The following is a 20440-nucleotide window of genomic DNA, read 5'->3' as shown; positions in this document are numbered from 1 at the left end:
CGGGCGGCGGCCGGCGCTGCGGGAGGTCGCTCCCCTTGCCAGTGCGTCCGCGCCCGTGCCTCAATCCGGCGATGCGGTGGCGAGCGGAGGGAATCGTGGGGAGGAAGGGTGTTGTTCGCCGCCGCGTCGACGTCCGCCGCATCGGTCTCCTCCGACTGGCGCTCCTTCTCGTCGCGCTCGCCGGCTGCGCGCCCTCGGTCGATCCGGGCCAGGCGCTCGTATGCCGTACGGCCCTCGTCGCCCTCCACCCGGACGGCACGCACATCGAGGTCCTGCGCGAGATCGGGGACGCGGACGCCCGCGGCGTCTCGATCGCCTACCGGGTCGCCGAGCCGGGCGCGCCGCCGCGACGGGCGCGTACCGCCTGCCGCTTCGCGGGCGAGCGGACCGTGCCGGGCGGGCGCGACCTCGTCTCGGTGACGGTCGACGGCGAAGCCCTCTCGCCGGTGCGGCTCTTCCTGCTGGAGCGCTACTGGACCGGCAAGGGCGCGGACGCCGCCGCCGCCGCGCCGCCGCGGCCCTCCGCGCTCGCCGGGGACGGGCTCTCGCTCGGCCATGGCGGCGTCCAGGCCCTGCAGGTGGGGCTGGCCGCGCTCACGACGGGCTCGCTCTACGGGCTCCTCGCGGTCGCCTACAGCCTGGTCTACGGCCTCGTCGGGCGCATCTTCCTGGCCTTCGGCGAGATCGCCATCGTCGGCGGCTACGCGGTGGCGATCGGTGTCGGCGTCGCGCTCGCGGCGTCCGGCCTCGCCGGGGAGGCGGCGGTGTACGCGGGGCTCGCGCTGGGGCTCGTCCTCGCGCCGCTGGCGACGGCGTCGCTGGCGCGGCTCCTCGCCGAGGGGGTGGTGGCGCCGCTCGCGCACAAGCCCGGCCACGCCATGCTCGTCGCGTCCTTCGGCCTGGTCATCGCGCTCTCGGAGGCCCTGCGCCTCGTCCAGGGCGGCTCGGAGATCTGGATCGCGCCCGGGCGCGTGCGCGGCCTCGTGCTCGCCACCAACCCGGACGGCGGCCTCGCCACGATCACGCTCACCCAGGGCGCGGCGATCGCGCTCGCGCTGGCCGGGGCGCTGGCGGCGATCGTCCTCGTGGCGAAGAGCCGCTTCGGCCGCGCCTGGCGGGCGGTGTCGGACGACGCCGACGCCGCCGCGCTGATGGGCGTCGACGCCCGCTCCACGCTCGTGGGCGCGGTGACGCTCGCCGGCGTCCTCGCGGCGCTGGCCGGCTGGTTCGTCGTCGCGCACTACGGCAACATCTCCTTCGCCGGCGGGCTGATGCTCGGGCTCAAGGCCCTCGTCGCCGCGATCCTCGGCGGCATCGGCTCGCTCCCCGGAGCGCTGCTCGGCGGGCTGCTGGTCGGGCTCGGCGAGAGCCTGTGGTCGGCCTTCCTGCCGGGCGCCTACCGCGACGTCGCGGTATTCGGCGCGCTGGCGCTCCTGCTCGCGCTGCGCCCCGGCGGGCTCCTGGGCGACGCGCATCCCGGCGTCCAGCGCGTCTGAAGCCGCGCGACGACGGGTAACCGCGACGACCCGTCCGGGGCGGCACGGCTTGCGGGGCGAAATGTTTTAAGCTTAAATCATTTCGCCGACAGCAGCGGAGGGCGCGCCATGAAGATCGCCGTCATCGGGGGAGGCCCCGCCGGCCTCTATTTCGCGATCCTGATGAAGAAGCAGGACCCCGCGCACGAGATCACCGTCTACGAGCGCAACCGCCCCGACGACACGTTCGGCTTCGGCGTTGTCTTCTCCGACGCGACCCTCGACGGGTTCGAGCGCTACGACGAGCCGAGCTACCGGCGCATCACCCAGGAGTTCGCCTACTGGGACGACATCGCCATCCACTTCAAGGGCGACGTCCACCGCATCGGCGGAAACGGCTTCTGCGGCTGCTCGCGGCGCACGCTGCTGCTCATCCTCCAGGAGCGGGCCCGCGAGCTCGGCGTGGCGCTGGAGTTCGAGGTCGAGATCGACGACGAGACGCGTTTCGCCGACGCGGACCTGATCGTCGCCTGCGACGGCATCAACTCGCGCATCCGCGAGCGCCACGCGGACCACTTCGCGCCGCAGGTGGACCTGCGCCCCAACACGTTCGCCTGGATGGGCTCGACGCGGCCGCTCGACGCCTTCACCTTCGTCTTCCGCGACACCGAGTGGGGGCCCTTCATCGCGCACGCCTACCAGTACGAGAAGGGCCGCTCGACCTGGGTGTTCGAGACCGATCCCGAGACCTTCGCGCGCGCCGGCCTCGCCTCGATGAGCGAGGCGGAGAGTGCCGCGCTGATGGAGCGCATCTTCTCCGACTGGCTCGACGGGCACGGGCTGATCACCAATCGCTCGCTGTGGCGCAACTTCCCCATGATCCGCAACACGCGCTGGGTGAAGGACAACATCGTGCTCCTCGGCGACGCGAAGTCGACGGCGCACTTCTCCATCGGCTCGGGCACCAAGCTCGCCATGGAGGACGCGATCGCGCTCTACGAGAGCTTCCGGCGCGAGCCCCACGACGTGCCGGCCGCGCTCGCCGCCTTCGAAACCGGGCGGCGCGAGGAGACCGAGAAGACCCAGCACGCCGCCGACGTCTCGCTCGTCTGGTTCGAGCACGTGGCGCGCTTCTGGGACTTCGATCCCGTGAAGTTCGCCTTCGGCCTGATGACGCGCGCCAAGGCCATCACCTACGACAACCTGCGGCTTCGGGCGCCGGAGTTCGTCGCCGAGGTCGATCGGCTGTTCGCGCGCGAGGTACGGGACGCGGGCTTCGACGTCGACGTCGATGCCCCCGTGGCGCCGATGTTCCAGCCGTTCCGTCTGCGCGAGATGGTCGTGGCGAACCGCGCCGTGATGTCGCCGATGTGCCTGTACTCGGCGCTCGACGGCATGCCGACCGACTTCCACCTCGTGCATTACGGCGCGCGCGCGATCGGCGGGCCGGGCCTGATGTTCACAGAGATGGTGGTGGTCTCGCCGGAGGCGCGGATCACCCCGGGCTGCGCGGGCATCTGGACCGACGCGCAGGAGGCCGCCTGGACGCGCATCGTCGACTTCGTCCACGCCAACTCGGCCACGAAGATCGCGCTCCAGCTCGGCCACGCCGGCCGCAAGGGCGCGACGAAGCTGATGTGGGAGGGCATGGACCGACCGCTCGCCGAGGGCGGCTGGGAGGTCTGCTCCGCCTCGCCGCTGCCCTACTTCCCCGACAGCGCCGTGCCCCGCGAGATCGACCGTGCCGGCATGGACGCGGTGAAGGCGGACTTCGTCGCCGCGGTGGAACGCGCCGAGCGGGCGGGCTTCGACATGATCGAGCTGCACTGCGCGCACGGCTACCTGCTCGCGAGCTTCCTCTCGCCGCTCACCAACCAGCGCACGGACGCGTACGGCGGCACGATCGAGAACCGCCTGCGCTTCCCGCTCGAGGTGTTCGAGGCGATGCGCGCGGCGTGGCCCTCCCACAAGCCGATGTCGGTGCGCATCTCCGCCACCGACTGGGCCGAGGGCGGGCTGACGCCGGACGATTCGGTCACGATCTCCAGGGCGTTCGCGCAGGCCGGCGTCGACCTGATCGACGTCTCGACCGGCCAGACGGTGCGGGAATCGCGCCCGATCTACGGGCGCATGTTCCAGACGCCGTTCTCCGATCGCATCCGCAACGAGGCCCGTGTGGCGACGATGTGCGTGGGCAACATCACGACGGCGGACCAGGTCAACACCATCCTCGCCGCCGGCCGCGCCGACCTCGTCGCGCTCGGCCGCCCGCACCTCGTCGACCCCGCCTTCACCATGAAGGCCGCGGCCTGGTACGGCGTGAAGCAGCACTGCCCGCCGCAATACCTCCCGGGCCAGGACCAGATCCTGCGCAACTCCGTGCGCGACAGGGCGGACCTCGAGGACCTCAAGATCCGCGGCAAGCCCAAGACCCGCGCGGAGCTCAAGGCGGAGGCGGCGGCGGGGGTGCGGCAGGCGGCGGAATAGGCTGCGAGGGATCGCACGCCCTCGCCTTCCGGATACGAATGAGCGAGCATCCCCTTCGGGCGTCTCGTGCGTTGTCGGGCGCCGCGCGCCGTGCGGGCCCTGGAGACGCCGTTCGTGACCACCCCTCAGATCCTCGTCCTTTCCATCCTCGCCGCCGCCATCGTGCTCTTCGTCTCCGGACGCTGGCGCCACGACATGGTGGCGGTGGCCGCCCTCGTCGCCTGCGTCGCCGCGGGGCTCGTGCCGGCGGACGCCGCCTTCGCCGGCTTCGGGCACCCCGCGGTGGTGACGGTGGCCTGCGTGCTGATCCTCTCGCGCTCGCTGCAGACCTCGGGCGCGGTCGAACTCCTGACGCAGCGCGCGCTGCCCGCCGACGTCGGCGGCGCCCGGGCGGTGGCGACGCTCACCGCGCTCGGCGCCTTCCTCTCCGCCTTCATGAACAATGTGGGCGCGCTCGCGCTCCTGATGCCGGTGGCGCTGCAGATCGCGGCGAAGCGCGACCTGCCGCCCTCGCGGGTGCTGATGCCGCTCTCCTTCGGCTCGATCCTCGGCGGCATGACGACGCTCATCGGCACGCCACCGAACCTCATCGTCGCGGGCTTCCGCGCGCAGGCGACGGGCGAGGGCTTCGGCATGTTCGACTTCACGCCGGTGGGCCTCGCCGTGGCGCTCGCGGGCGTCGCCTTCGTGGTCGTGCTCGCGCCGCGGCTCGTTCCCGCCCGCAAGCGCGCCGGCGCCGACAGCTTCCAGACCGAGGCCTACATGACCGAGGCCCGCATCCCGGAGGACGCAGAGGCCGTGGGCATGACCCTGCGCGAGATCGAGACGGCGCTCGAGGCGGACGCGCAGGTGATCGGCCTCGTGCGGCACGAGGTGCGCCTCGATGCGCCCAACCCCTGGCGGCGTGTGCACGCGGGCGACATCCTCGTCATCGAGGCCGAGCCGGCGGCGCTCGCGGGTGCCCTCTCGCGCCTCGGCCTCGTGCTCGAGGCGGACGCGCGCGCACGCGAGGCCAAGGAGAAAGAGAAAGAGAAGGACGCGCAGGCGGCGGGTTCCGGGGGCGGCGAGCCCTCCCGCCGCGCCGACGCCGCCGAGGGCGATATAGAAGTGCCGGCGCACGCGGGATCCGACGCCGACGGCGCGGACGCCCCCTCCCCCACCGCGCCCGCGGAGGACGAGGGCGTCGCGCTCGCCGAGCTCGTCGTGCTGCCCGGCTCGAGCCTCGCCGGCCGCTCCGCGCGCGACCTGAAGCTGCGCACGCGCCACGGGCTGAACCTGCTCGCCGTCTCGCGCCAGGGCCAGCGCTCGCGTGCGCGCCTGCGCACGATGATGCTGCGCGCCGGCGACGTGCTGCTGATGCAGGGCGCCCCCGAGCGGCTCGCCGAGTTCGCCGCCGCGGTGGGCGCGGCGCCGCTCGCCGAGCGCCCGCTGACGATCCCCAACCGCCGCGAGATCCTGCTCTCCATCGCCATCATGGCGGCGGCGATCGCGGCCGCCGCCTTCGGCATCGTTCCCGCCGCGATCGCCTTCGCCGCGGGCGTGCTCGCCGCCATGGCGACGCGGGTCGTCGCCCCGCGCACGGTCTACGCCGCCGTCGACTGGCCGGTGATCGTGTTGCTCGGCGCGCTCATCCCGGTCGCCGGCGCCATGGAGACCACCGGCGCCGCCGACCTCCTCGCCCGCGGATTGCTCGACGTGGTGGCGCAGGGCAACGCGGTGATCGCGCTCGTCCTCGTGCTCGTCGTGACGATGACGCTCTCCGACTTCATGAACAACGCCGCTACCGCCGCCGTCATGGCCCCGGTCGCCATCGGCGCCGCCCACGGCCTCGACGCGAGCCCCGACCCCTTCCTGATGGCGGTCGCGGTCGGCGCGAGCTGCGCCTTCCTCACGCCCATAGGCCACCAGAACAACACCCTGATCCTCGGCCCGGCGGGGCTGCGGTTCGGAGACTACTGGCGATTGGGCCTGCCGCTGGAGGCGCTGGTGGTGGCGGTGTCGGTGCCGGTGATCCTGGTGGTCTGGCCGTTGTGAGGGTCCCGACCGGGAGCGGCGGCAAAGATCGTCCGTCGGATCGCGGTCTCTCCCGTTCGCTTCGGATCGCCCACGGCGATGCCGGGGCGTGTCGCGGGGGCGGTCCGGGCCGGTTTCGCGGCGTTGACGGGGGCGCCGCGAACCCATATGTCTTCTCGCCGTGGAGCCGTGGCCGAGAGGCTGAAGGCGGCGGTTTGCTAAACCGTTATACGGGCTTAAACCCGTATCGAGGGTTCGAATCCCTCCGGCTCCGCCACGCACAGAGTTGTCCAGCCGCGAGACACGCGCGGCGAGCCCGCGGATGGAGCCGTCGCGGCAGTCGCGGGGCGGACACCGTGCGCCCCCCTCAGCCGCGGGCGCCCCCCTGCCCCGTCACCCGCCCGATCACCGCCTTGCGCATCGCACCGTCGATGCGCGCGTGCGCGCTCACGCGCTCGGCGCCCACGAGGAAGGCCAGGCGGTGGAGCGCCACGCGCAGGGCCTCGCGCTCGGTCCAGGGCACGGCCTCGAGCCGCTCCACCATCAGCCGACGCCCCTCCACGAGGCGCAGGTCGACGATGCCGGCGAAGCGGGCGCGGTGGATCAGCGGCATGGCGAAGTAGAAGCTGCGCTCGCGCCTGGGCTTGTAGGCCTCGAACAGGAAGCGGCGGCCGAACAGGCGCGCGAAGCGCGGGCGGTCAAAGAGCAGGTTGTCGAGCGGCGGGACGATCCGCATCGGCTCGTCCGGCGCCGGCGCGTCCCCCTCCGCGGCCGCGCGCAGGGCGTCGAGATCCTCGGCCAGCACGAGATGCGGGACCGGGTCGCCGTCGACGACGACCTCCACCGGCACGGCGCCGATCCGGTCGAGCGCAGCGTGGGTGAGCGTGCGAAGGCGCTCCTTGCGGGCGTCTCCGCGCCAGGGGCCGGCATGGTGCTGCACCCGCTCGACGAGCGCGTCGGGCGTCGCGAGACGCAGCACCTCGAGCGCGTAGCGGGCGAGGTCGGCGACCGCCGCCTCGTCGAGCGGCCCGGGCACGACCGGCTCGCAGGCGTCCGGGTGCAGGCGCTCGGTGAGGTCGAACAGCCGCTCGAAGGCGTGCGAGCGCCCGGCGATCTGCAGGCGCCCGGCGAGGTGGAGCCGCTCCAGCGCGATCGTCGTCGCCTTGAGCGTGTCGAAGCCACCGGGCACGCGCAGGCTGTCGAAGTCCCGCGCCTTCGCCGGCCCGTGCGCGCGGACGTGGTCGAGCACGCGCGCCTCGAGCGCCGCGACCTCGGCGTCGCTCATGCCGGCGATGCGGTAGCGCTGCGCGCGGTGAGCCATGCCCTCCATGAAGCGCCGCCGCCAGGCGCTGCGTACGAGGTGAACCGGGTAGTGTTGCTCGACGAAGCCGCCCGGCCCGTAGACCTGCGCGTCGAAGCCGCGGGTCGGCACGTCCGCGCGCGCGGACAGGACGAACTCGTGATTGCGCCCGCCGGCGATGCGGATCGTGTCGATCTGCACCATGCCCAGCCGCGACAGCGGCGTCGCGTCCGCCCAGTGCGGACCCGCGAGCCCCAGCCGCTCGCACAGGAACCGTCGCGCCGCCTCGGCCTCGATCCGCATGCCGCCTCCTCGTCCCCACGGGCCGCAACCCGGCCGCTGATTCGCATGGTGCCCGCAATGACTCGAGCCTAGCCCGGCAGCGCCGGCGCGGCAGCCCGGTTCCGCTCGTTTGCGGATGCCGGCGGGACTTGCCAAGCGCCGTCGACCGGCAGACCATGGATGCGCGAACAGAAGCGCCCGCGAGAAGGCGCGTCCCCACGAGGGGCGAAACGCGGGAGGTGATCCATGCCGGACACGGAGATCAGCGGCGGCGCGGCACGGTGCGTCGCCATCGTCGGCCCATTCCAGAGCGGCAAGACGACGCTCATGGAGAGCTTGCTCGAGCGCGCGGGCGCCGTCGCGCGCGCCGGCTCGGTGGCGGCGGGAACGAGCGTGGGGGACTCGAGCCGCGAGGCCCGCGCCCATGCCATGAGCACCGAGCTCAACGTGGCGAGCGCCGACTTCCTCGGCGACACGTTCCACTTCGTCGACTGCCCCGGCTCCGTCGAGCTCGCCCAGGACATGCGCGCCGTGCTGCCCGCCTGCGACGCGGCGATCGTCGTATGCGAGGCCGACGAGCGCAAGATCCCGGCGCTCGAGCCGATCCTGAGGGAGCTCGAGGAGGCGGACGTGCCGCGCTTCCTTTTCCTCAACAAGATCGACACCGCGGCCCAGCGGGTGCGCGACACGCTCGCGCTGCTCCAGCGCGCCTCGCGCACGCCGCTGCTGCTGCGCCAGATCCCGATCTGGAAGGACGGCATCGCGGTCGGGTTCGTCGACCTCGCGCTCGAGCGCGCCTTCATCTACCGCGAGCACGCGCCGAGCCGCGTCGTCGAGGGCTCGGACACGGCGCCGCCGGACGCGCGCGACGCGCGCTTCCAGATGCTGGAGCGGCTGGCCGACTACGACGACGCGCTGATGGAGGAGCTCCTCTCCGACATCGAGCCGCCGCGCGACCGGGTCTTCGACGACCTCGCCCGCGAGCTGCGTGAACGCCACGTCGTGCCCGTCCTGTTCGGCTCGGCCGAGCACGGCAACGGCGTGACGCGCCTGCTCAAGGCGCTGCGCCACGAGGCGCCGCGCCTGCCGCAGACCCGCGCGCGCCTCGGCGTCTCACCCGAGGGCCCGCCGCTCGCCCAGGTGATCGCCACCCGCCACACGAGCCGCGCAGGCAAGCTCTCGGTCGCCCGCGTGCTGCGCGGCCGCATCGCCGAGGGCGACGGCGTCGTCGGCTCGCGTGGCGCGTCGGGCCGCGTCGCCGGAGTCGCCGCCCTTTGCGGCGAGGCGAGCCGGCGCATCGGCGAGGCGGGCGAGGGCGCCCTCGTCGGGCTCGCCAAGCTCGACACGATCGTCACCGGCGAGAGCCTCCAGGTCGGCCGCGAGCGGCCGGACGCCGTCGCCACCGTGATCGCGCCGGACCCGGTTCACGCCCGGATCGTCCGTGCGCCCGACCGCAAGGACGAGGCGAAGCTCGCCGCCTGCCTCGGCAAGCTCTGCGACGAGGACCCCGCCCTCGTCGTGCGCCAGGACGCCGACGGCGGCGCGCTGCGGATCGCCGGCCAGGGCGAGATCCACCTGCGCCTCGCGGTGGAGCGGCTAGCCGGCCGATGGGGCCTCGCGGTGGAGACCGCCGCACCCGCGATCGCCTACCGCGAGACGATCCGCCGCCCGGCGAGCGCGCGGGCGCGCCACAGGAAGCAGACCGGCGGCCACGGCCAGTTCGCCGACGTCGCCGTCACGGTCGCGCCGCTGCCCCGCGGCGAGGGCTTCGCCTTCGCCGACACGATCACCGGCGGGGTGGTGCCCAAGCAGTGGATCCCCTCGGTGAAGGCGGGCGCGCAGGCCGCGCTCGCGAGCGGGCCGCAGGGCCACCCCGTCGTCGACGTGGCGGTGACGCTCACCGACGGGGGCTGGCACGCGGTCGATTCCTCCGACGCCGCCTTCCAGGCCGCCGGGCGGGCGGCGGTGACCCAGGCGCTCGCGGACACCGGCACGATCGTGCTCGAGCCGATCCTCGCGGTGGAGATCGTCGCGCCCTCGGACGCGATCTCCAAGGCGACGCAGCTCGTCTGCGCCCGGCGCGGGCAGATCCAGGCCTACGCGCCCCGCCCGGGCTGGGAAGGCTGGGACGTGCTCTCCGCGCTCGTGCCCGAGGCGGAGATGGACGGCTTCATCGTCGACCTGCGCTCTCTCACGGCGGGCGTCGGCACCTTCCGGGCGCGGTTCGATCACCTGGCCGAGGTCGTCGGCAGCTCGGCGGGCCTTGAGAGCGGTCGTGCGGGGTGACCGCGTCGGTGCACGGATGCGCTGAACGATTCGCGCATCGCCGCTCACCCGGCGCGATGGACAGCGGGCAAGGCGCCGCTAACGTCTCGATCCGCGCCGACCCGGCGTGTTCCTGACGCGAGCCATCCCGTGATCTCGACCTTCCTGCGTCCCGCGCGCGCCATCGGCGCCTGCGCCCTCCTCCTCGCCACCGTCTCCCTCGCCACCGTTACCCTCGCCCCGAGCGCGGCCTTCGCCCAGAACCGGGTCGTGGAGATCGTCAACAACACCGGGGTGACGATGATGGAGTTCTACGCCTCCAACGTGGATCGCTCGAACTGGGAGGAGGACATCCTCGGAGCCGACGTCCTCGAGAGCGGCTATTCTGTCGACATCGACATCGACGACGGCTCCGGGCAGTGCCTGTTCGACTTCCGGGCGGTCTTCGCGGACGGCGACGAGGTCGTCGACAGCAGGGTCAACGTCTGCGAGATCTCGACCTTCACCTATCAGTGAGCCGCGGCCGTACGCCCGTCCCTCACGCCGCCCGCTGCGCCAGCCGCGCGCGGGCGGCCTCCGCCGTGCCGGGGCGGCCGATCAGCCAGCCCTGCGCCTCCGCGCAGCCCTCCGCCCGCACCCGCTCGAGCTGCGCCTGCGTCTCGATGCCCTCCGCGGTAATGGCGATGCCGAGCCGGGCGCCGAGCCCGACGATGGCGCGCACGATCGCCGCCGTGTCCGGATCGTCCATGTCGCGGATGAAGGACCGGTCGATCTTGATACGGTCGAAGGCGAAGCGGCGCAGGTAGGACAGCGACGAATAGCCCGTGCCGAAATCGTCGAGGGCGATGCGCACGCCGAGCGCACGCAGCGCCCGAAGCTGGCGCATCACCGCCGCGTCGTCGCCGATCAGAACCGTCTCGGTGATCTCGAGCTCCAGCCGCGCGGCCGGCAGCCCGGAACGGGCTAGCGCGTCCTCGACCACGGCGACGAGATCGTCGCTCTCGAACTGGGCGGGCGAGACGTTGACGGCCACCCGCGTCGGCGCCGGCCAGGTCGCGGCGACCGCGCAGGCGCGGCGCAGCACGAACTCGCCGAGCTCGGCGATGAGCTTCGACTGCTCCGCGAGCGGCACGAAGCGGTCGGGTGGGATCGCCCCCCGGGTGGGATGAGTCCAGCGCGCCAGCGCCTCGAATCCCGCGATCGCGCCGGTCTCGAGGTCGAGCGCCGGCTGGAAGTGGAGATCGAGCTCCTCGCGGGCGATCGCCTCGCGCAGATCGATCTCCAGCTCCTGGCGCTCGCGCTCGCTCGCGTCCATCTCCGGCTCGAAGAAGCGCACCGTCGAGCGCCCCTCGCCCTTGGCGCGGTAGAGCGCGAGATCGGCGCTCTTGAAGAGCTGGTCCGCGTCCCTGCCGTCGTGCGGCGCCACGGCGACCCCGATGCTCAGCCCCACCGAGAGATCGCGGCCCGCGATGGAGACCGGCGTCGCGAAGGCCTGCGAGATGCGCTGCGCCAGCGAGCGGGCGGCCTCGGGCTGCTGCGCGCCGATCTGGAGCACGGCGAACTCGTCCCCGCCGAGCCGGGCGACGACGTCGCTCGCGCGAACCTGCCCCACGATCCGGCCCGCCACCGCCTTGAGCAGCGCGTCGCCGACCGGATGGCCGAGCGTGTCGTTGACGGCCTTGAAGCGGTCGATGTCGATGCACACGAGCGCGACGCTCTCGTCCGTCTTCGCGGCCGCCTCCAGCGCCTCGTCCAGGCGCTCGCGGAAATGAGCGCGATTGGGGAGGTCGGTGAGGACGTCGTGCCGGGCGATGCGCTCGGCGCGATGCTCCGCTTCCTTGCGGTCGGTGATGTCGGTGTGGGTGCCCACCATGCGCATCGCCCGGCCGGCGCCGTCGCGGGAGACGACCTTGCCCCGGTCGAGGATCCAGCGCCAGGTGCCGTCCTTGTGGCGCACGCGGTGCTCGCTCGCGTAGAGCGCGGTCGTGCCCTCGAGGTGCTCGGACAGGCGCGCCGCGACAGCGTCGCGGTCCTCCGGATGGATCAGCGCCTGCCAGCTCGAGACGTGAGGGGCCACCTCGTCGCGGCGATAGCCGAGCATCTGGGCCCAGCGCTCGCTGTGCCAGCCGTCGCCGGTGCGCACGTCCCAGTCCCAGATCCCCTCGTTCGTCGCCTCGAGCGCGTAGGCGAGCCGCTCCTCGCTCGCCCGCAGCCGGGACTCCGAGCGGCGCATCGCGTCCTCGACGAGCTTGCGGTCGGTGATGTCGATGTTGAGGCCGAGGACCCGCTCGGCTCCGCAGTCGGGATCGCGGCTGGGGCGTCCAACCGCCATGATCCAGCGCGTCCGGCCGCTCGGCAGGCGCACGCGGAACTCCGTCGCGTAGGAACGTCCCGTGGCGAGCGCGGCGGTGCGGGCCCGCAGGACGCGATCATGGTCGTCGGGGTGCATGAGCGCCTGGAAGGCGTCGCCCGTCAGCGTGTCGGGCGCATCGTCCGGCAATCCCAGCAGACGCTTGCTCTCGCGCGAGATCCGCGACGAGCCCGAGGCGACGTCGCGCTCGAACCAGCCGGCGCCGCCGGCCTCGAGCGCGAGCTCGAGCAGCTCCGTCGTGCGCGCGAGCCGCTCGCGGTCGCGCAGGATGTCGTCGATGTCGAGCGAGGCGGCGAGCCACTCGGCGACGGCGCCGTCCGACTCGCGCCGGATCGGGCTCAGCGTCAGGCGCTGCCAGCGATAGACGCCGTCGTGGCGGCGCAGGCGCCCCTCCGTCTCCACGAACGAGCCCGACGCGATCGCGTCCGCGCGCATCTGGGTCAGACGCGCATCGTCGTCGGGGTGGCGCAGGGCGACGCGCGCGGCGAGCGAGCCCAGCTCGCCGCCGTGATACTCCCGCAGTCGCGCGTTCTCGTAGACCGTGCGACCGTCCGCGTCGGTGATCCAGACCTTGTGCGGCAGCGCCTCGGCGAGCGCCCGGTAGCGTGCCTCGGCGGCAGCGATGCGCGCGTCGCGTCCCGCCTCCTCCTCCTTGCGCCGTGTGCGAAGGGCCTCGACCAGGATCGCGGCGCAGTCCTTCAGCGCGACGAGCGCGTCGGCGGAGAGGGTACGCGGGCGGGTGTCGATGACGCAGACGGTGCCGACGCGGACGGAGGGCTCGAGGACGAGAGGCACCGCTGCGTAGAAGCGCACGCCGGGCTCGCCTTCGACGAGCGGGTTGCCGCGAAAGCGCGGATCGGCGGTCGTGTCCTCGACGACGAGCGGCGCGTCGGAGAGGATCGTGTGTGCGCAGAAGGAGATCTCCCGTGGGGTCTCGCGCAGGTCGATTCCTTGATGCGCCTTGAACCATTGCCGGTGCTCGTCGACGATCGTGACGAGCGCTATCGGCGTCCCGACGAGCCGCGCCGCCGTGCGACAGGCCGCGTCGAAGATCACCTCCGCGTCGGTGTCGAGGATGCGCAGTGCCCTGACGGCCGCGAGCCTTTCGGCTTCGTTCGCCGGAAACGGAACCATGACCACCCCTGTTGGAGCGCTCCCAGCGTGGAGACGCCCATCCGAGGTCGATCCTGCCGGTCAAAAGGTTTTATGTTGGTTATTGACGGGAGAAAAACCGCGCCTCAGCTCGGGTTCCCGTGTTCCCTCGTCGAAGTGACCGCACTTTTCCAACCGAAGCTGGCATCGGGATGGGAATCGATACTAGGCAGGTACGGCTTGATATCGATCAGAGGTGTGCCATCCACGCAATCGAGCCCGCGGACGTGGAGATCCGCGCCGTCGATCCGCTCGAGCCGGACGCACGAGAGGGCGATCGGGTTCGGCCGCGCCGGCGAGCGCAGGGCGAAGACGCCACGCGGCGCGCCGTGGCTGCGCGGGCGCTGGACCACGAGATCGCGCGCGGCCCGGTCCATCCAGTAGAGCACGATCAGGTGCGAGAAGGTGTCGAGCTCGGCGAGCCCGGCAGCGAAGCCCGGATCGAGGGCGATCGTGCACGGCGCGTCCGAGGCCGCGGGGTTCTTCGGGCAGTCCTCCCGCCGCGTCCAGGGCGTGCGGATGCGCCCGATGAAGTAGACGCCCGCATCGGTGCGCTCCGGGAGCGCGACCGCCACCTCGCCGGGGCGCCGCGCGCCCCGCTCGTCGTTCGACTCGCGCTGCGCCCCCGCTTCCTCGTTCCTCGCGCTCACGGCCGATCTCCCTTGTGCCTCGCGCCCGGCTCGGGTGCGTCTCGCCCCCGTCTTGCGCCCGTCGCCGGGCCTTGCCACAAGGGACGACGCGGGACGCGGTGACAAGAGGATCGACGCATCCTCCCCGTCGCGCGGCACGAGGCCGGCGGGCGCCGGCGCGAGATGCGGAGGGGAACATGGCCGAGGCGAGGACCGGGGCGCAGGCTGGATCGACCAGCGCGCCGCAGATCGAGGCCTGCGCCAGCGCCGAGGACGCCGTGGCACGGCTCGGCGCGCTCTACGACGGCGCGGCGGACGCGCTGCGCGAGGCTGTGGCCCGCTTCGTCCACGGCGGCGCACCGCCGACGCCCGAGGAGCGTACCCGCTTCCGCTATCCGCTCCTGCGCGTGACGCATGCCGGCGACGGCGCGCCGCCACGCACGGAGCGTGCCTACGCCAAGCTGCAGGCGACCGGCCTCTACGAAACCACGCTCACGCATCCGGCCCAGTTCCGCACCTACCTGCTCGAGCAGCTGCGTCCGCTCGTCTCCGAGTACGGCGTGCGCCTCGAGGTCGGGCTCTCCGAGCAGGAGATCCCCTACCCCTACGTGCTCGAGCGCGGAGACGAGCTCTCCCACGGCGTCGTCACGGCGAGCGACCTCGCCCAGCACTTCCCGACGCCGGCGCTCGCCGAGGTGGGCGACGAGATCGCCGACGGCCTGTGGGACATCGACGACGCGCCCGCGCGCCCGCTGGCGCTCTTCGACGCCGTGCGGGTGGACTACTCCCTGCGCCGGCTCGTGCACTACACCGGCTCGGACTGGCGGGCCGTGCAGCCCTGGATCCTGCTGACGAACTACCATCGCTACGTCGATCAGTTCGTGCAGTGGGGCCTCGGCGAGCTCGCCCGCGACGGCAGCCCCTACACGCGCCTTTCGCTGCCGGGCGGAATCGTGGTCGAGCGTGCGGACGCCGCGTCCGAGGGAGCCGAGAGCCTGATGACGCGCTCGCCCTGGCACCGCTACCAGATGCCGGCCTACCATCTCGCGCGGGAGGACGGCCACGGTGTGACGCTGGTGAACATCGGCGTCGGTCCCTCGAACGCCAAGACCATCTGCGATCACCTCGCGGTGCTGCGCCCGCATTGCTGGCTGATGGTCGGCCATTGCGGCGGGCTGCGCCAGTCGCAGACGATCGGCGACTACGTGCTCGCCCACGCCTACCTGCGCCAGGACCACATCCTCGACGCGCTGGTGCCGCCGGAGGTGCCGATCCCGGCGCTCGCCGAGGTGCAGATCGCGCTCCAGGAGGCCGCCGCGCGGGTGACCGGCGAGGCCGGCGAGATGCTCAAGCGCCGGCTGCGCACCGGCACCGTCGTCACCAACGACGACCGGAACTGGGAGCTGCGCTGGACGCAGGAGCGACGCCGCTTCAACCTCTCGCGCGCCATCGCCATCGACATGGAGAGCGGCACCATCGCCGCGCAGGGCTACCGCCTGCGCGTGCCCTACGGCACGCTCTTGTGCGTCTCCGACAAGCCGCTGCACGGCGAGATCAAGCTGCCGGGCGCGGCGTCCGCCTTCTACCAGCGGGCCGTGGGCGAGCACCTGATGATCGGTCTCGCCGCCCTCGACATCCTGCGCGGGCAGAAGACCGCGCTGCATTCGCGCAAGCTTCGGTCCTTCGACGAGCCGCCCTTCCGCTGACGCCTCAGGCGAGCCGCACGCGGCCCGAGAAAGCCTCCGCGAGCGCGCCTTCCGGCGTGCGATCGGTGACGAGGGCGAGGAAGGCCTGCGCGGGCGCGATGCGCATCAGGGCCTCGCGGGCGAACTTGGTCGCGTCGGCGAGGACGAGCGCCTCGCGGGCGCGTTCCACGGCGAGGCGCTTCAACGCCACCTTGTCGGGGTCGAAGTCGAGCGGCGCGCCGTCGGAGTCGAACCCCGAGCAGCCGACGAGCGCCACGTCGAGGCGCAGCCGTGCGAGCGCCTCGAGCGCCTCCGCGCCGACGAGCGATCCGTCCGGCCCCCGCAGCTGGCCGCCGAGCACGCGCACGTCCGGCCCGTCGCGCGCGCCGCCGAGGATCGCCGCCACAGCGAGGCTGCTCGTGAACACCCGGCAATCGGCGCGCGTCGCGAGCGCCCGCGCCGCCGCCTCCGCGGTGGTCCCGACGTCGATGAACACAGCCGCTGCGCGCGGCACCTCGGCCGCGGCACGCGCGCCGATGCGCTCCTTGGCGGCGACGTGGATCGCCTGCTTCTCGGCATAGGCCGGACGGCGGCGCGCCTCCGACAGCCCGGCGCCGCCGTGGAAGCGCTGGAGCACGCCGCGCTCGTCGAGCCGGATGATGTCGCGGCGGATGGTCTGGGCGGAGACGTCGAACTGGCGGGCGAGGTCCTCGATGGTGACGAAGCCGCGCGCCTCGACGAGCGCGAGGATCTCGCGCTGACGCGTCGTGGCGCCGTCCTCGACAGGCTCGATGGTGTCCATGCGCGCGCTCCCCGTGTCTGGAAGATTATTTACATCGCGTGCCGCTGATGTCAAAAGGCGATCCCGGCCGGAGGCGGGCATCCGGGAGGCGAGAGGGAGAATCGGATGGGGACGACGCCGCGAGACGCTCGGGAAACGACGCTTCGCCTGTGCTCGCGCACCCGGCGGCTGACACGCCCGGGCGAAGCCTTCGATCCGTGGGCGCTGCGCTGGGAAGCCTGCGCGGACCCGCGCCCCGACGCCGCCGATCTCACGCCCGCCGACGCCTGCGCGGCACTGCACCGGGCCTCCCCCGTGCGTGCCCTGCCGGTGGGCGTCATCGGCCCCAAGGTCGCGACCGACCGCCAGGTCGAGACCGCCGCCGCGCTGGGCGCGCACCTCGCGCGGATGGGCCTCCAGCTCCTGTGCGGCGGCAAGAATGGCGTCATGGAAGCCGTCTGCCGCGGCAACCTCGAGGCCGGCGGACGACCGATCGGCCTCGTGCCCGACGAGGAGTGGGATGCCGCCAACCCCTTCGTCGCCGTGCCGATCGCCACCGGCATCGGCCCCGCGCGCAACGTCCTGATCGCCCGCGCCTCGTTCGCGCTGGTGGCGGTGGGCGGCGGCTACGGCACACTGAGCGAGATTTCCTTCGGCCTGCACTTCGACCGCCTCGTCCTCGCGCTCGAGGACGCGCCCGCGGTGGACGGCGCGATCCGCTGCGCGGATCTCGAAGAGGTCTGCAACCGCCTCGCGCGGCGATTCCTCTCGCTCGACGGCGTGTGAGGGAAGCGGGAACCGAGGTGGAACCCTGATTGAAGGCCGCCGACGCTCTCCCCTCCCCCTCGTGGGGAGGGGCCGGGGGTGGGGGGCGTGCAAAACGATAAGGACGCCGATGCGGAGCGCGCTCAGGGCGGCGGCAGGCTGCATTCCTGTCGAACACATCCTGGACGCCCCACACCCCCGGCCCCTCTCCACGAGGGAGAGGGGAGGACGTCGGCGCCCTGCATCGGCCTCTCGCGAGCCCCTCACTCGAGATCGCCCTCGACAGCGTCATAAAACTTACACCCAACACCCGTATCTGACCGGTAGTTTACGGACACGTCGGGGGTTCGGGCATGATGGAGCTGCGGGAGGTGACGCGGCGCTTCGGCGAGACGGCCGTACTCCACGACGTCTCCCTCGCCGTGCCCGAGGGCAGCTTCACCTCGCTGCTCGGCCCGTCCGGCTGCGGCAAGTCGACGACGCTCAGGATCATGGCCGGCCTCGACCGGCCGACCTCCGGCCGCGTGCTGATGGACGGGCGCGACGTCGCCGAGCTGACGCCCGCCGAGCGCAACGTGGCCATGGTCTTCCAGTCCTATGCGCTCTATCCGCACCTGACGGTCGCCCAGAACATCGCGCTGCCGCTCGCCATGCGGCACATGTCGCGGGCGGAGCGCCTGCCCGTCCTCCACCGCCTCCTCCCTTCGGCGCGGGCGAAGCGCGCGGCGCACGCGGCGCGCGTCTCCGCCATCGCCGAGATGCTCGGCATCGAGGGGCTGCTCGAGCGTAAGCCCGGCCAGCTGTCGGGCGGGCAGAAGCAGCGCGTCGCGGTCGGCCGCGCGCTGGTGCGCGATCCCACGCTCTTCCTGCTGGACGAGCCGCTGTCGAACCTCGATGCCGCGCTGCGGGTGCAGATGCGGGCGGAGCTCGCCGCGCTCCACAAGCGCACCGGCAAGAGCTTCGTCTACGTCACGCACGATCAGGTCGAGGCGATGAGCATGTCGGACCGCGTCGCGGTGGTGCTCGAGGGCCGCATCGCCCAGCTCGGCGCCCCGCGCGACCTCTACGAGCGCCCCGCGAGCCGCCCGGTCGCCGCCTTCATCGGCGCGCAGCCGATCAACCTCGTCGAGGTGTCGCTCGCCGCCGGCGCGGTCTCCGGCCCCTTCGCCGGCTGGCGCCCCCGCGGCGCGGCGCCGCCGGCGCGCGCGGTGATCGGCATCCGCCCGGAGCACCTCGTCCCGACCGAGCATGGCGCCGTTCGCGCGCGGCTCGAGGCGGTGGAGTATCTCGGTGCCGAGACGCTGCTCCACCTGCGCGCAGCCGACGGCACGTCGGTGCGGGCGCTCGCCCCGGCGGACTGGGCGCCCCCCGCCGCGGGTGCGGAGATCGCGCTCGGCTTCGAGGCGCGCCACGTCCACGTCTTCGACGCCGAGAGCGGCGCGCGCCTGCCGCTCGGCCTCGAGAGGGCGGCGGCATGAGGCTCCTCACGCGCTCCCGCCGCGAGGCGCTCACGAATTTCTGGCTCGCCGGCCCGGCGACGCTGATGATGATCGTGCTGATCTTCGTGCCCGTGCTGATCGTGGCGGTGCTATCCTTCACCGACTACCAGTTCGGCGCCCGCTCCTTCCGCTGGATCGGCCTCGGCAACTACGTCACGCTGTTCACGGACCCGATCGGCCGGCGGGCGGTCACCAACACGCTGATCTACGTCGCCGTGGTGATCCCCTTCTCCATGGGGCTCGCCCTTCTCGTCGCGATCGCGCTCCACGAGATGGCGACGTGGTCGCGCACGCTCTCGAGCATCCTGCGCGCGGCCTACTTCCTGCCCGTCGCCGCGACGCTGGTGGCCATGGCGCTCGCCTGGCAGATGCTGCTGCATCCCTCGATCGGGCTCTTCAACGCCGCGCTGAGCAGCCTCGGCTTCCCGCGCCAGGACCTGCTCTCGGATCGCTCGCTCGTGCTCTACACGCTCGCCGCGATCGGGATCTGGCAGACGATCGGCTACAACATGGTGCTGTTCCTCGCCGGCCTCGCGGCGATCCCGCAGCACCTCTACGACGCCGCCGCGGTGGACGGCGCCGAGCGGCCGTGGGAGCGGTTCTGGACCGTGACCTGGCCGATGCTCGGGCCCACGACCCTTTTCGTCGCGGTGATCACGGCGACGCAATCCTTCCGCGTCTTCGAGACGGTGGCGACGCTCACCGACGGCGGCCCCGCCTTCGCCTCCGACACGCTCGTCTACGCGCTCTACCGGGAGGGCTTCGTCTACTTCAAGGCGGGGTACGCCAGCGCCATCACGATGGTGTTCTTCGCCTTCGTGCTGACGCTCACGCTCGCCCAGTTCCGCATCCTCGAGCGGCGGGTACACTATCGATGAGCGCCCGCCTCCTCCCCCGCCGGCTCCTGCGCCGCACCGTCTCGACGACGCTCGTGCTGATCGGCGCGGCGATCGTGCTCCTGCCCTTCGCGTGGATGCTGTCGGTGTCGCTGAAGCCCGCCGACGAGATCTTCTCCCGCGAGATCGCCTTCCTCCCCAGCCGCTTCGAGTGGGAGAACTACGTCGAGGCCTTCACCGCCGTCGACCTGACCCGCTACCTGATGAACGGCGTCATCGTCTGCGCGGGCATCCTCGTCTTCCAGATCCTGTTCGCGGTGCCCTGCGCCTACGCGCTCGCGCAGCGCCGCTTCCGAGCACGCACGCTCGTGTTCGGCATGGTGCTGGCCGGGCTGCTCGTGCCCTACCACGTCACCGCGATCCCGATCTTCCTGGGGCTCGCGCAGCTGCGGCTGCTCGACACCTACACGGCGCTGATCGCACCCTTCGTCGCCTCGGTGTTCGGCATGTTCCTGTTTCGCCAGTTCTTCGCGCAGATCCCCTCAGATCTGTTCGAGGCGGCACGGGTGGACGGGCTCTCCGAGACGGCGATCGTCTGGCGCATCGCCTTCCCCATGGCCTGGCCGGCGGCGACCGCCTTCGCGGTGTTCTCGGTGACGGCCCACTGGAACGACCTGTTCTGGCCGCTCATCGCCACCTCCGACCGCGCGCTCGCCACCCCGCCGCGCGGCATCGTCTACTTCAACGACCAGGAATCCGGGTCCGACGTCGGCCCCCTGATGGCCGCGGCCGCCGTGGTCACGGCGCCCCTCGTGATCGGGTTCCTCGTCGCGCAACGCGCCTTCACCCAGGGCATCGCCGGAAGCGGGCTCAAGGGCTGAGAAACCGAAGAAGAACGCG

Annotated in this window: 14 protein-coding genes and 1 tRNA gene; 11 read left to right on the top strand and 4 right to left on the bottom strand. The window is 72.6% G+C overall.

Annotated features, from left to right (window positions below; genetic code table 11):
- Window positions 1-95: 95 nt before the first annotated feature.
- From ACTZWW_RS06395 to ACTZWW_RS06380, 4 genes are all read left to right on the top strand, one after another.
- Window positions 96-1496, top strand: a complete 1401-nt coding sequence (locus tag ACTZWW_RS06395; protein ID WP_444780106.1) for a branched-chain amino acid ABC transporter permease — start codon at window positions 96-98, stop codon at window positions 1494-1496.
- Window positions 1497-1604: 108 nt separating this feature from the next.
- The gene (locus tag ACTZWW_RS06390; protein WP_444780105.1) at window positions 1605-3962 is read left to right on the top strand and encodes a bifunctional salicylyl-CoA 5-hydroxylase/oxidoreductase; all 2358 of its coding nucleotides are present in this window, start codon (window positions 1605-1607) and stop codon (window positions 3960-3962) included.
- A 114-nt stretch (window positions 3963-4076) separates the two neighbouring features.
- Window positions 4077-5996 (top strand): SLC13 family permease, encoded by a 1920-nt coding sequence (locus ACTZWW_RS06385; RefSeq protein ID WP_444780104.1) that lies wholly within the window; start codon window positions 4077-4079, stop codon window positions 5994-5996.
- Window positions 5997-6158: 162 nt separating this feature from the next.
- Window positions 6159-6252, top strand: a tRNA-Ser gene (locus tag ACTZWW_RS06380).
- A gap of 90 nt (window positions 6253-6342) precedes the next feature.
- Here the strand turns inward: ACTZWW_RS06380 and ACTZWW_RS06375 are convergent.
- Entirely contained in the window at window positions 6343-7578 is a 1236-nt protein-coding gene (locus ACTZWW_RS06375; protein ID WP_444780103.1) for a DNA glycosylase AlkZ-like family protein, read from the bottom strand.
- 225 nt (window positions 7579-7803) lie between these two features.
- Here ACTZWW_RS06375 and ACTZWW_RS06370 point away from each other — a divergent pair, with 225 nt between their 5' ends.
- Window positions 7804-9843: an elongation factor G gene (locus ACTZWW_RS06370; protein ID WP_444780102.1), complete on the top strand. Its 2040-nt coding sequence runs from the start codon at window positions 7804-7806 to the stop codon at window positions 9841-9843.
- A 129-nt stretch (window positions 9844-9972) separates the two neighbouring features.
- Window positions 9973-10338: a hypothetical protein gene (locus ACTZWW_RS06365; RefSeq protein WP_444780101.1), complete on the top strand. Its 366-nt coding sequence runs from the start codon at window positions 9973-9975 to the stop codon at window positions 10336-10338.
- A 22-nt stretch (window positions 10339-10360) separates the two neighbouring features.
- Here the strand turns inward: ACTZWW_RS06365 and ACTZWW_RS06360 are convergent, their stop codons facing one another.
- The gene (locus ACTZWW_RS06360) at window positions 10361-13327 is read right to left on the bottom strand and encodes a bifunctional diguanylate cyclase/phosphodiesterase (protein WP_444780100.1); all 2967 of its coding nucleotides are present in this window, start codon (window positions 13325-13327) and stop codon (window positions 10361-10363) included.
- A gap of 104 nt (window positions 13328-13431) precedes the next feature.
- Window positions 13432-13920: a tRNA (N6-threonylcarbamoyladenosine(37)-N6)-methyltransferase TrmO gene (tsaA, locus tag ACTZWW_RS06355; RefSeq protein WP_444780123.1), complete on the bottom strand. Its 489-nt coding sequence runs from the start codon at window positions 13918-13920 to the stop codon at window positions 13432-13434.
- Between the two features lie 251 nt (window positions 13921-14171).
- Here tsaA and ACTZWW_RS06350 point away from each other — a divergent pair, with 251 nt between their 5' ends.
- Window positions 14172-15680, top strand: a complete 1509-nt coding sequence (locus ACTZWW_RS06350) for an AMP nucleosidase (RefSeq protein ID WP_444780099.1) — start codon at window positions 14172-14174, stop codon at window positions 15678-15680.
- Between the two features lie 4 nt (window positions 15681-15684).
- Here the strand turns inward: ACTZWW_RS06350 and ACTZWW_RS06345 are convergent, their stop codons facing one another.
- Window positions 15685-16461, bottom strand: coding sequence for a DeoR/GlpR family DNA-binding transcription regulator (locus tag ACTZWW_RS06345; protein ID WP_444780098.1), 777 nt, complete (start codon window positions 16459-16461; stop codon window positions 15685-15687).
- Between the two features lie 105 nt (window positions 16462-16566).
- Here ACTZWW_RS06345 and ACTZWW_RS06340 point away from each other — a divergent pair, with 105 nt between their 5' ends.
- The 4 genes from ACTZWW_RS06340 (at window position 16567) to ACTZWW_RS06325 (ending at window position 20421) form a co-directional block, all read left to right on the top strand.
- Window positions 16567-17226 carry an SLOG cluster 4 domain-containing protein gene (locus ACTZWW_RS06340; protein WP_444780097.1) on the top strand — a complete coding sequence of 220 codons (660 nt, stop codon included), beginning with the start codon at window positions 16567-16569 and terminating at the stop codon, window positions 17224-17226.
- A gap of 332 nt (window positions 17227-17558) precedes the next feature.
- On the top strand, window positions 17559-18683 hold the full coding sequence (locus tag ACTZWW_RS06335) for an ABC transporter ATP-binding protein (RefSeq protein ID WP_444780096.1): 1125 nt from the start codon (window positions 17559-17561) through the stop codon (window positions 18681-18683).
- Window positions 18680-19582: a carbohydrate ABC transporter permease gene (locus ACTZWW_RS06330; protein WP_444780095.1), complete on the top strand. Its 903-nt coding sequence runs from the start codon at window positions 18680-18682 to the stop codon at window positions 19580-19582. The genes ACTZWW_RS06335 and ACTZWW_RS06330 overlap by 4 nt, the downstream gene beginning before the upstream one ends.
- Window positions 19579-20421, top strand: coding sequence for a carbohydrate ABC transporter permease (locus ACTZWW_RS06325; protein WP_444780094.1), 843 nt, complete (start codon window positions 19579-19581; stop codon window positions 20419-20421). The genes ACTZWW_RS06330 and ACTZWW_RS06325 overlap by 4 nt, the downstream gene beginning before the upstream one ends.
- Window positions 20422-20440 lie beyond the last annotated feature (19 nt).

It is taken from the genome of Salinarimonas sp. NSM, from assembly GCF_052380005.1.
Classification (GTDB): domain Bacteria; phylum Pseudomonadota; class Alphaproteobacteria; order Rhizobiales; family Beijerinckiaceae; genus Salinarimonas.
Note: the sequence above shows the minus strand (reverse complement) of the source record. Positions and strands in the feature narration are given on the sequence as shown.

Bases quoted from the DNA above. Each gene is read 5' to 3' on its own strand.
- ACTZWW_RS06390 (WP_444780105.1), top strand. From the start codon at position 1,605: ATGAAGATCGCCGTCATCGGGGGAGGCCCCGCCGGCCTCTATTTCGCG.
- ACTZWW_RS06375 (WP_444780103.1), bottom strand. From the start codon at position 7,578: ATGCGGATCGAGGCCGAGGCGGCGCGACGGTTCCTGTGCGAGCGGCTG.
- ACTZWW_RS06370 (WP_444780102.1), top strand. From the start codon at position 7,804: ATGCCGGACACGGAGATCAGCGGCGGCGCGGCACGGTGCGTCGCCATC.
- ACTZWW_RS06360 (WP_444780100.1), bottom strand. From the start codon at position 13,327: ATGGTTCCGTTTCCGGCGAACGAAGCCGAAAGGCTCGCGGCCGTCAGG.
- ACTZWW_RS06350 (WP_444780099.1), top strand. From the start codon at position 14,172: ATGGCCGAGGCGAGGACCGGGGCGCAGGCTGGATCGACCAGCGCGCCG.
- ACTZWW_RS06345 (WP_444780098.1), bottom strand. From the start codon at position 16,461: ATGGACACCATCGAGCCTGTCGAGGACGGCGCCACGACGCGTCAGCGC.
- ACTZWW_RS06340 (WP_444780097.1), top strand. From the start codon at position 16,567: ATGGGGACGACGCCGCGAGACGCTCGGGAAACGACGCTTCGCCTGTGC.
- ACTZWW_RS06335 (WP_444780096.1), top strand. From the start codon at position 17,559: ATGATGGAGCTGCGGGAGGTGACGCGGCGCTTCGGCGAGACGGCCGTA.
- ACTZWW_RS06330 (WP_444780095.1), top strand. From the start codon at position 18,680: ATGAGGCTCCTCACGCGCTCCCGCCGCGAGGCGCTCACGAATTTCTGG.
- ACTZWW_RS06325 (WP_444780094.1), top strand. From the start codon at position 19,579: ATGAGCGCCCGCCTCCTCCCCCGCCGGCTCCTGCGCCGCACCGTCTCG.